Below are 15,030 nucleotides of genomic sequence, written 5' to 3'. Positions count from 1 at the left end.
TTTGTTTATTCCAGTTGAAACGATTAATAGTCTGGTGAAAAAAGTGTTCTAGATATGAAAAAAGGAATATACAATGCTACAAAACAAGTAGAACAAATAATCATTTTCTCAAAAAATGTTCTGCATAAAGGCAGGTGACATCATGTGGAGAACGTGCCCTTATTACAAGTAAAGAAAATGAGTAAGGCGTTTTCAAATCAACTTGTACTAAAAGAAGTGAACTTACAAGTAGAGCGTGGTGATATATACGCTTTAGTTGGGGGAAATGGTGCTGGAAAATCAACATTAATGAAAATATTAACGGGTTTATATTCGTATGATAGTGGAGAAATGTATGTAAAAGGTATGAGGCAGCAGTTTGCAAATCCAAAAGAAGCACACCGAGAAGGTATTTACTTAATACCACAAGAACCTCTCATTTTTCCGCATATGACCATTGAAGAAAATATATGTATTGGACTAAAGGGGACTAGAAAGAAACTAAAGGTAAAAGTTCAGCAATTAATTGCCAGTTTAGGTTGGAATATTGACCTGAATGAGCTAGGGGGATCGCTATCCATTGCACAGCAACAATTAGTAGAAATCGTTAGAGGATTAATACGAGAAGCAGAGATTCTTATATTAGATGAGCCAACATCGACATTAACAACTCACGAAATGAAGAGTCTTTTTGTGTTGCTGAAAAGTTTACAAGAAAAAGGAATTGGAATGATATACATTACGCATCGCTTTCCAGAAATTTTTGAAATTGCCAATAAAGTAGCGATATTACGTGATGGAATGATTACAAACCAAGGGGATGTATGTGATTATACATATGACATATTGATGGAGGGGCTATTGCCAAAAGGGTATAAGCAGAAAGAGAAAAAAGAAGTAGTTCACGAGACAGAAAGGACGGAAAAAATATTAGAAGTGATTGATGTGAATGGTCACGCATTTGAAAATATATCATTCACTGTACATGCTGGAGAAATTGTAGGTATTGCTGGCATTGTTGGATCAGGTAGAACGGAATTAGCAGAAGCGATATTTGGATTGAAATCTATAAAATTAGGTTCAATTTTGTTAGAAGGAAAATCAATTGATACATGTTCTTTACATAAAAGGATAAGCGAAGGACTAGTTTACGTGCCAGAGGATCGGGCGAGAAACGGGATTTTTTCAATTGCATCTGTGAAAGAAAATATGACAGCAGCATGTTTACAGCAAAATAATCGTTTTTTTATTAATCAAGAAAAAGAAAGCGCTTTAGTAAAGTCGTTTATAGAACAGTTCCGAATTGTTGTATCGAATATAAATGAAGAACTGGCATCTTTATCGGGAGGTAATCAGCAAAAAGTCGTGCTTACGAAATATCTCGCATGTAATCCAAAAATTATTATTCTCGATGAACCGACACGTGGCATTGATGCGAAAGCAAGGCTTGAAGTGTATGAGACGATAGAGAAAATGAAGAGGGAAGGACTCGCTGTATTATTCATTTCTTCAGATGTTGAGGAAATAGTCCAATTAGCAAACCGTGTATATGTAATGCGAAATGGGCAATTTGTTTCTCATTTGGAGAAAGAACAAATAAGTGTAGATGAAGTTACACGTCTTGCATACGGAGGTGTAACGGAATGAAGCGTATGTTTAAAATGCACGAAACATCTATCATACTGTTATTACTAATTTATATAGCCATAGTTGGAATAATAAATCCTAGTTTTGTTCAATTTAACTCGTTATCTTTAGTAATGAAATCAAGTGTTATTTTAGTCGTTCTAGCAATTGGCCAATCTTTCGTCTTATTCACGAAAAATATAGACGTATCAGTTGGCTCGATTATGGGAATAAGCGCGGCGGTTTGCGGAATGATGTTAACGAATGGCTATAGTGCATTTTTGTCTATATTTGCTGCTATTTTACTTGGCGCTATTATCGGTTTCGTAAACGGGATTGGTGTGGCAAAGTTTCGGGTACCGGCCATCATTATGACGTTAGGCATGCTAGGAATCATTAGAGGTGCGATGTTAATCTTCACAGGCGGAAAGTGGATTGAAGATATTCCAAACGATTTTAAGCAGCTGTCATCCCTCGTTATACTTGGCTTGCCAATCACAGTATGGAGTGTTCTTATTATTTTATTACTACTATATTTCTTTTTAATGAAAGTACCATACGGAAGGTACTTCTATGCGGTTGGTGATAATGAAGACGGTGCGAGACTTATTGGAATACCTGTAAATAAAGTAAAGATATACGCTTTTATGATTTCAGGCATAAGTGCCGGGCTTGCTGGTTGCATATTTGTTATGAATATCGGGTTCGTTCCAAATCAAACAGGTACAGGATTAGAATTACAAGTAATCGCCGCCGCTGTACTAGGAGGGATTCATTTAAAAGGAGGAACAGGATCTATATTTGGAGCCGCATTAGGAGCATTATTTTTAGAAACAATAAGCAGTTCACTCGTCTTTTTAAAGATACCAGCATTTTGGAATAATGCTATTTCAGGTTTTTTATTATTACTTATCATCATATTGGATAGTGTTATGAAAAAGTGGAAATCAGAAAGGAGGATGAATCTATGAAGTATTTTTACAGATGGGAAGGTGTTCTAATCGTATTGCTTCTTATAGAATTCATTCTCTTTAGTTTTCTAAATAGTGATTTTTTCAACGTAAGTAATCTCCTTTTTAGTACAAATGATTTTCTATTTATAGCAATTGCGGCGGTACCAATGACTTTCGTTATTGTAACAGGAGGAATTGACGTATCAGTTGGCTCTATAATGGGGCTCACTTCGATTTTGATTGGTGTACTTTGGATGAACGGAATACCTATTTTGCTAGCCGTCATAATCTCCTTAATAATTAGTTGTTTAGCAGGCGCTTTAAACGGACTCATTATAAAAATGACAGATGTAGAACCACTTGTTGTTACACTCGGAACGATGTTTTTATACGGAGGAATTGCACTCGTTATTTCAGGAGGCTCAGGTGCTTCCGGATACGAAGGGATTAGTGGTTTACCTGACGCTTATGTACAACTAGCTAATGGTAGTTTTATAAGTATACCAAATTTATTATGGTTACTCATATTATTAACAGTTGCCTTTACGGTATTGTTTCACCGAACGATATATGGGCGCCATGTAAAACTAACAGGGGCGAATGAAGATGCAGCGAAATACACCGGGATCAAAACGAAAAAAGTAGTTATCATTGCTTACATACTTTCTGGGTTAGGAGGTGGATTAGGGGGAGCTTTCTTAACTGCATATTTCGGTTCCGCACGTGCTGATATTGGAAGTGAAACAATTTTACCAATCATTACGGCAGTCGTATTAGGCGGAACACTTATTACAGGTGGAAAAGGTAGTATTTTTGGTACTGTACTTGCTAGTATTTTCATTGGACTTATGCAGTACGGTCTACAAATGACAGGTTTAACAAATGAACAATCTAATGTAGTAATTGGTATTATCCTTATTCTTTCAGTTATTATGAGACATTTCAAATTACATCTATTCACAATGGGGAAAAGAAGGAATTTGCATAAGGGGGAAATGTCATGAAGAGAAAACTGAGGATTGTATTGATTGTATGTATTTGTTTAATCGGTTTAATTGCTTGCTCTAGTCAAACGGCAGATAAGAAAAAAGCAGATGATGTGAAATTTGCATTCATTCCTAAATTAACTGGAGTTGGTTTCTTCACATCGGGCGGTGAAGGAGCAAAAGAGATGGGGGATAAGTTAGGCGTACAAGTGAAGTATGATGGACCGTCTGAAGCGAGCGTATCAGGTCAAGTAAAATATATAAATAATTTTATTAACCAAAACTACGATGTGATTATGGTTTCATCTACGTCAGTGGATGGACTATCGCAATCACTGCAACGTGCTAAGAAAAAGGGGATGACGGTGTTAACGTGGGATTCTGATGTGAATCCGAAAGATCGTTCTTTTTATATAAGCCAAGGAACGCCAGACCAACTTGCTAATTTATTAATAGAAATGACTTCAAAGCAAATTGGAGATAAAGGGAAAGTAGCATTCTTTTATTCTAGCCCAACAGTAACAGATCAAAACCAATGGGTAACGAAAGCGAAAGAAATTATTAAAAAGAAATATCCGAACTGGGAAATTGTAACGACGCAGTACGGTGAGAATAATGCACAAAAATCGTTATCAGTAGGGGAGAATATATTAAAAACGTATCCTGATATTAATGCGGTTATTTGTCCAGATGCAACGGCACTTCCGGCAATGGCGCAAGCAGCTGAAAATTTGAAAATGGATAAAAAAGTAGTTGTAACAGGGTTTTCTACGCCAAACGTCATGCGCGATTATGTAAAACGAGGAACAGTACAGCAATTCGGACTATGGGATGTAAAACAACAAGGTGCACTCGCTACGTATGTTGCAAATGAAATTGTTGTAAAAGGGAAGAAGCTAAAAGTAGGGGATAGCTTCGAAGTAAAAGGAGTTGGCAAAGTGAAGGTAGAGCCAAACTCTATTCAGGGATATGACTATGAGGCGGAAGGAAACGGAATTATCGTACTTCCAGAACGAGTCGTATTTACAAAGGATAATATTGATAAGTACGATTTCTAGAAACGAAAAAACGTCCGAATATATCGGACGTTTTTTGATCTCTTCATTAATTATGAACAGTTTCTTTTTCGTTTAATCCAAGTGCACGTCCTGTAGAAGCGTGTAAATCTTGGAATAGCTTTGGATTTTCAGTTAGTGAAATGCCATAAGAAGGGATCATTTCTTTTATTTTTGAATCCCATTCAAGCATACGGCCTGGGAAGCATTTTTCTAATACTTCAAGCATGACGTGAACGGCAGTAGAAGCACCTGGAGAAGCGCCAAGTAACGCAGCGATTGATCCGTCAGCCGCACTAACAACTTCTGTACCGAATTGAAGCGTTCCTTTACCGCCAGCATCAGTATCTTTAATTACTTGCACACGTTGCCCAGCAACTACAATATCCCAATCTTCACTTTTCGCATTTGGAATAAACTCACGTAATTCTTCCATACGCTTTTCGTGTGACAACATAACTTGCTGAATTAAGTATTTTGTTAATCCCATTTCTTTTACACCAGCTGCTAACATCGTTAAGACGTTATTTGGTTTTACAGAGCCAATTAAATCAAGGTTTGAACCAGTTTTTAAGAATTTAGGTGAAAAACCTGCAAATGGTCCAAACAGTAAAGCTTTCTTATTGTCTATATATCTCGTATCCAGATGAGGAACAGACATTGGCGGAGCGCCAACTTTAGCTTTACCGTATACTTTTGCATGATGTTGCTCAACAACTTTTTGATTTTTACATACCATAAATAGTCCACTTACTGGGAATCCACCGATATGTTTTGATTCAGGAATACCCGTCTTTTGTAGTAGAGGTAGACTACCACCACCGCCGCCAATAAAGACGAATTTTGCAGTGTGATGCTCGATTTTTCCACTGTTCATATCATGTACTTTTACATCCCACAAACCGTTCTTTGTGCGTTTAATATTTTCAACGCTATGCTTGTAGTTTAGCTCGACATTTTTAGTTTGTAAGTAATCAAACAACATGCGTGTTAATGCACCAAAGTTAACATCTGTTCCAGAGTCAATTTTCGTTGCAGCGATCGGTTCATTCGATGTACGGCCGTCCATAATGAGTGGAAGCCATTTTTTTAATGTTTCAGGAGCATCAGAAAATTCCATTCCTTGGAATAGCGGATTTTTTGAAAGCGCTTCAAAACGATTTTTTAGAAACTCTACATTTTTTTCCCCTTGTACTAAACTCATATGAGGTAGTGGCATAATAAAATCTTGCGGGTTGCGAATTAAATTTCTTTTTACAAGATATGCCCAAAATTGTCTTGAAAGCTGGAATTGCTCATTCACTTTTACAGCCTTATTAATATCTATAGATCCGTCAGATTTTTCGGAAGTATAGTTAAGTTCGCATAGCGCAGAATGCCCTGTACCTGCATTATTCCATTCATTAGAGCTTTCTTCCCCGGCACTCGCGAGTTTTTCAAAAACTTTAATTTCCCATTCTGGTGCTAATTCTTTCAGCAATGAGCCTAACGTTGCACTCATAATTCCTGCACCGATTAAGATAACGTCTGTTTTTTGCTGCATGTTGCTCATGATAATCTCTCCATCCCCTATATTGGCAAAAAAGAGTAGGTGTTTTTTTATGTCTAAGCCGTAAAATTGAAAACACCGCCTAGGCCCCACCTAGGTGTATACCTTTTTTGTCTCAATTATATAACCATCTCATACTCTATTATAATAATTAATAGACTAAAATATCTAGTGTTATCTGATAATTTTAAACTATTTAGTGTTGTATTTGCTAAAATTCTTATTTAACAAGCACTTTTCAGCTAATGAATTGAAAAAATCACAGTTTGAAATTATCTCGAAAAAGCTTACGTACTCCTAAGTGGTTAGGGAATATACCTTTTTATAGAATTTTATTCCTATTAATGGTAAGATTATTCAGAAAAATGAAAAGGTGGGATATCAATGCGTACACAAGAACAAATCGCAAACTTATTTCGAAACTTTTCAATAAAGGAATGTAAAGGATCAAGTGATTTATATGAATATTTATCAATAAACATTGCTGAAGATGAGGAAGTGCTTACACTATCTTCTTATGCTCAAACAGGCCAACCAATCCCAAATTTATTATTAGGCGCAGTACATTATTTATTGCTAAAAGGTAAAGACCATCATTTAAAAACGTATTATAGTAGCGTAGTTGAAAATGCTAATACAAATTTAGATAAAGCTTTTGACCACTTTAAAGATTTCTGTAGTGAGTACCGAGAAGAAATCATTACTTTATTACAAACGAAACTAGTTCAAACAAATGAAGTAAGGAGATGTGCGTACTTATACCCAAGTTTCTGCTACATATTTAACAAAGTGAAGAAACCTTTAGCGTTAATTGAAATTGGTACAAGCTCTGGCTTGCAACTGTTCTGGGACCAATATCGTTATTCGTACGGAACGGATGAAATGTATGGAAATATAAATTCACATGTGCATTTAACTTCTGAAATAAGAGGGGATCATGTGCCTCATTTTCTAAAAGAAAGTCCATCTGTTACAGAAAGAATCGGACTGGATTTGCACGTGAATGATTTACATAATGAGGAAGATTATTTATGGTTACGTGCACTAATTTGGCCAGAACATAAAGAAAGGATTGAAATGTTTGATCAAGCTGCATCTTTAGTGAAAAATGAATCTGTCCAATTAATAGAAGGAGACGGGGTAGAACTGCTGCCATCTATTGTTGAACAAATAAGCGAAGATGCTGTTATCTGCATTTTTCATACACACGTTGCAAATCAAATACCTGAACAAGTAAAACATAAGTTAGAAAAACAAATTCAAGAAATAGGTGCAAAACGTGATGTATTCCACCTTTATAACAACATGTGGGACCGGGACCTTCATATTGATTATTATATTAACGGAAACGAATATCGTGAAACAATCGGAGAAACAGAAGGGCATGGTAGATGGTTTAGCTGGAAGTTTTCGGATAAGACTATATGCTAAAGAAAACCTAATAATTATGGATTTCATCACCAATATTCGTAATTAAAACAGCTGATGGAAGATACTCTGTCAACTGTTTTTTACTTTTTACTAAACTCATTAGGTATCAAAGATAAGCGGAAAATATTCCTTTGCTGTAAGTTGCAAATAGCCCGTGAGATTATCTGCTTACATGAAAGAAGGTGGATAATTTAAATTTTCCCAGTGTCAATACAGACCTTACTGGCTGATCAGCTATATTGCTAGTCCAGAAGATCCGAAGGAAAGTAAATGTTTAAAATGAATATATAATACATGCGAGAAAGAGCACAATTTGATAGGGGGGCTTCAAATGCATAAGGTTGAAAGAATGAATTTGCAGTTAACTAGCCAGGCTCTTCAGGTAATGAATAATGGAATTGCTGTTATAAGACATGATGGAATTATAACATTCAGCAACCAACGATTCTGTAGCATGTTACATAAAAAAGAAAATGAAATAATAGGTAAGCACATATCAACGATTATTCCTGATCGTAAAAAGCAAAATGATAGTTTGTACAAGTACGAGTGTAAGATTGGCAACCAAGAATTTATTGTGAATGAATCCAGTGTATATCAGAGTGGGAAAGAAGATGGGTCAATTATCATTCTGGAAAGTAAGAGAAGAAGTATACAGTCCTTAGAAAGCATCATCAGTCGGTATGAAAATGCCTTAAATTTACTATCTGAGTGTATTCTAGGGGTAAATGAACAAGGCATAGTCAATTTTTTAAGTGGTTCTTATGCACAATTTTTAGGGATTGATGATCCGAAGGAAGCGATTGGTAAGCATTGTACGGAAGTTGTTGAGAATACAAGGATGCATATTATCGTAAAGACGGGACAGGTAGAAATTGGGCATATCCAGCGTATAAGTAATCGGAATATTATCGCAACTCGTATACCTATTGTTAAGGAAGGTAAGATTATTGGTGCGATTGGTAAAATTATGTTTCATGATATACAACAGTTTAAAGCTTTAGGGGATCAGATTAGTGCAATGGAATCAAAGTTATCTTACTATCAAACTGAATTACAGCGGCTGCAAGAAGGTAGGTTGTCCTTTCAAAGTATTATAGGAGAAAGTATGAAAATGAAAGAGGTCAAAACGATGGCCTTGAAGGTTTCTAAAAGTCGGTCTACCGTATTGATAAGAGGAGAGAGTGGTACAGGAAAGGAGCTCTTTGCGCATGCGGTACATCGTGCAAGTCCGCGTGCTAGTGATTCATTTATTCGTTTGAATTGTGCTGCAATTCCGAGGGATCTTTTGGAGGCTGAATTGTTTGGATACGAAGAAGGGGCTTTTACAGGAGCAAAAAAAGGTGGTAAGCCTGGGAAGATTGAGTTAGCCCATAAGGGAACGTTGTTTTTAGATGAGATTGGTGATATGTCTTTGGACATGCAGGTGAAGTTGCTTCGTGTGTTGCAAGAGAAAGAGATTGAAAGAATTGGTGGTACGAAAATCCAAAAGATTGATGTCCGTTTCATTGCGGCGACACATCGAAATCTCCGTGATATGGTGCAAAGAGGGGAATTCAGGGAGGATTTATATTATAGGCTGAATGTGTTTGCGATTGATATTCCTCCGTTACGAGAGAGAAAGGAAGATATGATACATATTACGGAATTCTTAATTCAGAAATTGAACGGGGAGCTGGGGAGTAAGGTTCTTTCATTGGATAAGAGAGTATGGGATATATTCATGGATCATAATTGGCCAGGGAATATTAGGGAGCTAGAGAATGTGTTAGAACGAGCGATGAATGTTATAGAAGGAATGATTATTCAAGTGCATCATCTTCCTGTATATTTGCGAAAAAAAGACTTGGAAGAGGAGTTATATCATGAAATGTATGAAGTGGATCAAGAGAAGAATGAGATGAGTTATTTACTGCAAGAGGAAGTGGAAGCTGCTGAAAAACGTGCGATTAGGAGGGCTTTGGAAAAAACAGTTGGAAACATAAAAGAGGCAGCCGAGCTTTTAGGAATTCATCGGGCCAGCTTGTATCGGAAAATAGAAAGATACGGAATATCATGAAGGAAAGAAAAGGGCAAACAGGCCCTTTTTTTGTTTGTTTTGCAGTAATAAATACTGTCTCTATTTTGCGACATTTTCTTATGGATGCGACACGATTGCTAATATTTGTAGCACAAATGCGACATATGAGAGCGATCATGTAAGGAAGACACAGAGTATGTCCCTCAGAAATAAGTGAATAGGAAATAAGTCGATTTTTGGCATGTTTCTTGCTATATAAATAAAAAGGAATTTAGCAGGAAGGGGATGGAAGTCAATGCTGGAAAATCATAGTTTGCCACATTTTATTATGCAAAGTATCGAAAAAACACCAAGTAAGGTGTATTTACAATTTGAAGAACAAAGGGTCACGTATGAGGAGCTCTATCATCGAATTGCAAGAGCCGCAGCGGGATTTTGTGAGCTCGGTATTCAAAAAGGTGACAAAGTTTGTATTATGCTTCATAACACTCCTGAATATCTGGATGTATGGTTTGCTTTATCTTTTATGGGAGCAATTGCAGTGCCTCTGAATGTGCATTTAAAAGGGGAAGGTTTGCAGTATATTTTATCTCACTCTGATTGTAAGCTAATTATCGTTGATAAGGAATTTGTTCCTCAAATAGCGTCTTGTTTGCCATTTATACAAAGGGAAATTCAAATTGTCGTTTACGGAAATAATGAGAACGCAATTATAACAGGCGATGGTAAGGAACGGCTCGTAATCGAATTAAAAGATGTACTGAATACAAATAATCATCATCCTCCAGCTGAATTTGTTTCATCTTCTTCTATTAACAGTATCCTTTATACCTCTGGAACGACTGGATTACCTAAAGGGGTCATGTTAAGTCATTCTGCCTATGTAAATTCTGCGCAGTCATTTGCCACCTATATGGTTGGCGCGAGTTCGAGAGATATCTTATTTACAGCTCTACCGTTATTTCATATTAACGCCCAGGCCCATACAGTACTCGGTGCTATTTCTTCCAATGCGACTATTGCTCTTGGAAAGCGATTTAGTGCTTCTAGATTTTGGGATGAAATTCGCGATCATGGCGCAACCATTTTTAATTCTTTAGGATCTATGATTCCTATTCTCTGTAAGCAACCAGAAAGGGAAAACGATAATGAAAACTTTGTAAGGGTGACCGCTTGTGCTGCTACGCCTAAGGAATTTTGGAAGCCGTTTGAGGAGAGGTTTGGCGTCCGGATTGTAGAAGGCTACGGATTAACGGAAACGACGGGTTTTTGTGTAACGAATCCATTGAATGCCATTAAGCCGCCTTCTATTGGAAAACCGTATTCTTACGTAGAGACGAAGATTGTCAATGAGGATGGAAATGAAGCACGGACTGGTGAAATTGGAGAGATTTTTATACGTTCGTTACAGGGACAAACATTCATGGAAGGCTACTATAAAATGCCGGATAAAACAGAAGAGGCGATGAAGGAGGGATGGTTCCACACAGGAGATCGCGGTTATCTAGATGAGGAAGGTTACTTATATTTTTGCGATCGAATTAAACAGTGTATCCGGAGACGTGGAGAAAATATCTCCTCTTGGGAAATCGAAAAGGTCGTGAATAATCACCCGAAAGTACTTGAATCAGCGGCCATCGGTGTCCCATCGGATGTGGGAGAAGAGGATGTCAAATTATATGTGATCGCAAAGCAAGGAGAAACGATATCCCATGAAGAGATTATAGATTGGTGTCAAGAACGTATGGCTTACTTCATGGTGCCGCGATATGTTCAGTTCAGTAAATCTTTCCCAAAAACCGCGACGGAACGGATTCAGAAGTTCAAGCTGAAGGCGGAAGGAATCGGTACTGCTTGGGATCGCGAACAGGTCGGCTATGTAATTAAAAGAACGAGTTGATGGGCTGACGTTAGTAAAAGGGATAGTTTTTAACCTCATTACATATTGGAAAGAAGGGATTGAATTGGAAAATAAGCGGGTTGTTACATGGTCCAAAGAAAAAGGAATCGCGACGATTCTCATTGATAATCCTCCTGTGAATGTACTGAGCTGTGCTGTGGTTGAGCAACTGACGGCGGTGGTCGATGAAATTGAACGGGATGATCAAGTAATTGCTGTAATTCTAACTGGCGCTGGAGAAAAGGCTTTCGTTGCAGGAGGGGACATTAAGTCATTTCCGGACTGGATTGGGAAAGGGATTGAATATGCAGAGGAAAAATCATTGTGGCTTCAGAACCCATTAAATAAAATAGAAAGATTGCCGAAGCCTGTAATCGCTGCTATTAACGGATTAGCGCTTGGGGGCGGGTGCGAATTAGCCTTATCATGTGATTTACGGATTATAGAAGAACATGCCCAAATCGGGCTTCCGGAAGTGAAGTTAGGTTTGTTTCCAGGTGCAGGAGGAACGCAACGTTTGCCTCGATTAATAGGAACTGCAAGTGCGAAAGAAATGATGTTCACTGGCGAACCGCTCACTGCCGAAGTAGCTTGGCGAGTTGGTTTGGTGAATCATGTTGTTCCGCGTGGCGAAGCGCTGAATAAGGCCAAGGAACTAGCCACGAAGATGGCTCGATTTTCCCTTCCTGCTTTATCTTTGATGAAGCAATCTATTAATAAAGGGTTATCTTCTTCTCTTGAGGAAGGGCTAAAAATAGAAGCTGAGAATTTCGGCCATGTATTTCAAACAGGTGATGTAAGAGAGGGAGTGGAGGCTTTTATAGAAAAGAGGATACCGCTTTTTCATCATAAATAAAAAGCTAGGGCTATAAAATAGCAAAAAATAATGCCTGCCAAAGGCAGGCATCGTAATAATATATACAAGCATAGAAGAATGTAAAGTAAATGTAAGAGAATCCATTTTATTGAGGGGGATTGCGGTTATGGATTTATTGATTGTATTGTTATCGCTGGGTTTGCTTATATTTGTAGCTTACCGAGGATTCTCAGTCATTTTGTTCGCTCCGTTATGTGCTTTGTTGGCTGTGTTTTTAACGGAACCGGCGAACGTTTTACCGTTCTTTTCCAATGTTTTTATGGCGAAGATGGTCGGATTCATAAAATTATATTTTCCTGTGTTTTTGCTTGGAGCGATATTCGGTAAAGTGGTAGAAATCACTGGAATAGCAGAAAAAATCGCGAAAATTATCATCCATTTTATAGGTGTGAAAAGAGCGATTCTTTCGATCGTGTTAATGGGAGCAATTCTTACATACAGTGGTGTTAGTTTATTTGTTGCGGTATTTGCGATTTATCCATTTGCGGCGCAATTATTTCGCGAGGCGGATATTCCGAAACGTCTCATTCCAGCGACAATCGCATTCAGTGCATTCACGTTTTCGATGGATTCGCTTCCTGGATCGCCTCAAATCCAAAATGTTATTCCAACTACGTTCTTTAAAACTGATATTTATGCAGCTCCTACATTAGGAATTATCGGAGCATTGTTTATCTTTATATGTGGCATGCTGTATTTGGAAAGGTGTAAAAAGAAGGCTGCTGCTAAGGGAGAGGGGTACTTCGGAAAAGGTGATGCCGCTTCTGAAATGGCTGCCACAACTAGCGCACAATTGGTGCAAACGCCGATTGCGTCCAGCGATGTTATTCCAGCTAGTTACTGGGTAGCTTTTCTTCCACTTGTACTGGTTGGAGTGATGAATAAAGTCTTTACAAAATTCATCCCCGTATGGTATACAAAAGGATTTGATTTTGCATCCATAGGTTTGAAGGAGTACGGAACGATTGATATGGGACAAGTTGTAGGTATTTGGTCAGTGGAAATGGCACTTCTTATCGGAATATTGGCTGCTATATTATTAAACTTCCAGGCGGTAAAAGAACACTTTCAATCTATTACAAGCGTGGGCGTAAGTGGTTCAATTTTAGCGGCCATGAACACTGCAGCTGAGTATGGATTTGGTGCCGTTATAGCAGCTTTACCCGGATTTGTCATGATTCAAAATTATTTGACGGGGACATTTTCAAATCCTTTAATTAGCGGAGCGGTCATGACGAATATATTGTGCGGGCTGACGGGATCAGGATCAGGTGGAATGAGTATTACATTAGGTTTAATGGCAGATAAATATATTGAAGCGGCAGCGAACTTTGATATTCCGTTAGATGTGCTGCATCGTGTAATTGCAATGGCAGCGGGAGGTATGGATACTCTTCCTCATAACGGAGCAGTTATAACCTTACTTGCAGTTACAGGATTAACACACCGAGAAGCTTATAAAGAAATTTTTGGTATTACGATAATTAAGACATTAGCTGTTTTCTTCGTTGTTGGAGTGTATATGATGTTTTCTATTGTATAGTAGATGAAATAAGGGAATAATGATTTGTTTTATAAAAGGGCAATACTACCGTTGGTTTAAAAGTAGTATTGCCTTTTAATTTTTTTTGGTTGAAATTTTGTACTAACGATTAGGAAAGCCCGAAAACTATTTTAAGGTTTAGACAAAATATATATTAATTTAAGCTTGGGTTCACGTCTTTTTTCGTCTTGGTCAAATAAATAACTAAGCTCAAGATTATTGTGAGGAAGATTACGCTTGTTCCCACTGTACCGAGACCAAGACCACCAGAATCGTGAGGCTGTGATAGATAATCGCCAAAAGAGGCACCGAAAGGACGAGTTAAAATATAAGCGATCCAAAAGGCCAACACTGCATTTAATTTGAAGCGGTAGTAAGCGACGGTTACAGCCCCAATTAATGTGGCAAATATGAGTGCTGAAATCCAGTAACCTAAGTTGAGACTCTCTGCTACGAGATCACCAGCTGCAGTACCTAAGGCGAAGGTGAACAGGATAGCTAACCAGTAGAATGCTTCTCGCTTTGTGGTGTAAATGGAGTGGATGGACAGTGTCTTCTCACTCACATACCAAGCGGAAAAAGTCGCCAGTAACGCGACGGTGAAAACGATGGTGGTCGTCTCTAGAGCGACCCCGAAGTTGTCCGTAAGATTGTCGGTGACTAGCGTGCCAACAACACTAATCAGCAAGACAGTGAGCCAGTAAATCCCTGGAACATACTTCTTCAACCTGAACTGGAAGAATAGTGTGATGAACAAGAGAGCACTCATAACAAAGGTCGTTTTAGTCAAGCCAAAGTTCAAGTTTGTATTTAAGAAGTCCGCGCCTGTTTCGCCCACTGTAGTTGCCATGATTTTGATAATCCAGAAGAAAATCGTGACTTCTGGAACTTTGCTTAGCATCTGCCAGCTTCGTGATGAAACGGAAGTCACCTCATCAGAAATGGATAGATTTTTTCTATTCTTATCCTGATCCTTCTCATAATATTTCATGTATGATCCCTCCTTAGTAGTTGTTTATATATAAACAGAGTGTAACTAATAAGAATGAGATTCAGATGAAATTTGGATGAAAGAATCATTAAAATAAGATGAAAAAAGAAATGAATTACA

General features: G+C 37.9%; 11 protein-coding genes. 9 read left to right on the top strand and 2 right to left on the bottom strand.

What is annotated here, in order from left to right; all coding sequences use genetic code 11:
* Positions 1-144: 144 nt before the first annotated feature.
* Genes MR065_RS05865 through lsrB form a run of 4 tightly spaced genes read left to right on the top strand, consistent with a single transcriptional unit; the run spans position 145 to position 4,602 of the window.
* Positions 145-1,626: a sugar ABC transporter ATP-binding protein gene (locus tag MR065_RS05865; protein WP_242212844.1), complete on the top strand. Its 1,482-nt coding sequence runs from the start codon at positions 145-147 to the stop codon at positions 1,624-1,626.
* Positions 1,623-2,576 carry an ABC transporter permease subunit gene (locus MR065_RS05860; protein ID WP_242212842.1) on the top strand — a complete coding sequence of 318 codons (954 nt, stop codon included), beginning with the start codon at positions 1,623-1,625 and terminating at the stop codon, positions 2,574-2,576. Before MR065_RS05865 ends, MR065_RS05860 begins: the two co-directional genes overlap by 4 nt.
* Positions 2,573-3,562 (top strand): ABC transporter permease, encoded by a 990-nt coding sequence (locus MR065_RS05855; RefSeq protein WP_242212841.1) that lies wholly within the window; start codon positions 2,573-2,575, stop codon positions 3,560-3,562. Before MR065_RS05860 ends, MR065_RS05855 begins: the two co-directional genes overlap by 4 nt.
* Positions 3,559-4,602, top strand: a complete 1,044-nt coding sequence (lsrB, locus tag MR065_RS05850) for an autoinducer 2 ABC transporter substrate-binding protein LsrB (RefSeq protein WP_242212839.1) — start codon at positions 3,559-3,561, stop codon at positions 4,600-4,602. The genes MR065_RS05855 and lsrB overlap by 4 nt, the downstream gene beginning before the upstream one ends.
* Before the next feature lie 46 nt (positions 4,603-4,648).
* Here lsrB and MR065_RS05845 read toward each other — a convergent pair whose 3' ends face one another.
* Positions 4,649-6,151 carry a malate:quinone oxidoreductase gene (locus MR065_RS05845; protein ID WP_242212837.1) on the bottom strand — a complete coding sequence of 501 codons (1,503 nt, stop codon included), beginning with the start codon at positions 6,149-6,151 and terminating at the stop codon, positions 4,649-4,651.
* A 381-nt stretch (positions 6,152-6,532) separates the two neighbouring features.
* Between MR065_RS05845 and MR065_RS05840 the strand changes: the two genes are divergently transcribed.
* The 5 genes from MR065_RS05840 (at position 6,533) to MR065_RS05820 (ending at position 13,919) form a co-directional block, all read left to right on the top strand.
* Complete coding sequence (locus tag MR065_RS05840; protein ID WP_242212835.1) at positions 6,533-7,579, top strand: DUF2332 domain-containing protein; 1,047 nt, start codon at positions 6,533-6,535, stop codon at positions 7,577-7,579.
* A 331-nt stretch (positions 7,580-7,910) separates the two neighbouring features.
* Positions 7,911-9,638 carry a sigma 54-interacting transcriptional regulator gene (locus MR065_RS05835; RefSeq protein WP_242212834.1) on the top strand — a complete coding sequence of 576 codons (1,728 nt, stop codon included), beginning with the start codon at positions 7,911-7,913 and terminating at the stop codon, positions 9,636-9,638.
* Between the two features lie 256 nt (positions 9,639-9,894).
* The gene (locus tag MR065_RS05830; RefSeq protein ID WP_242212832.1) at positions 9,895-11,499 is read left to right on the top strand and encodes an ATP-dependent acyl-CoA ligase; all 1,605 of its coding nucleotides are present in this window, start codon (positions 9,895-9,897) and stop codon (positions 11,497-11,499) included.
* Between the two features lie 64 nt (positions 11,500-11,563).
* Positions 11,564-12,355, top strand: a complete 792-nt coding sequence (locus tag MR065_RS05825) for an enoyl-CoA hydratase (protein WP_242212830.1) — start codon at positions 11,564-11,566, stop codon at positions 12,353-12,355.
* Positions 12,356-12,482: 127 nt separating this feature from the next.
* Complete coding sequence (locus MR065_RS05820; RefSeq protein ID WP_242212828.1) at positions 12,483-13,919, top strand: GntP family permease; 1,437 nt, start codon at positions 12,483-12,485, stop codon at positions 13,917-13,919.
* A gap of 154 nt (positions 13,920-14,073) precedes the next feature.
* On the opposite strand, the gene MR065_RS05815 is transcribed toward MR065_RS05820, so the two are convergent.
* Positions 14,074-14,910 carry a COG4705 family protein gene (locus tag MR065_RS05815; RefSeq protein ID WP_242212827.1) on the bottom strand — a complete coding sequence of 279 codons (837 nt, stop codon included), beginning with the start codon at positions 14,908-14,910 and terminating at the stop codon, positions 14,074-14,076.
* Positions 14,911-15,030 lie beyond the last annotated feature (120 nt).

This window comes from Bacillus cereus group sp. BfR-BA-01383 (assembly GCF_022663495.1).
Taxonomy (GTDB): domain Bacteria; phylum Bacillota; class Bacilli; order Bacillales; family Bacillaceae_G; genus Bacillus_A; species Bacillus_A cereus_AU.
The sequence above is the reverse complement of the archived record's forward strand: the minus strand, read 5'-3'. Positions and strand labels throughout refer to the sequence as shown.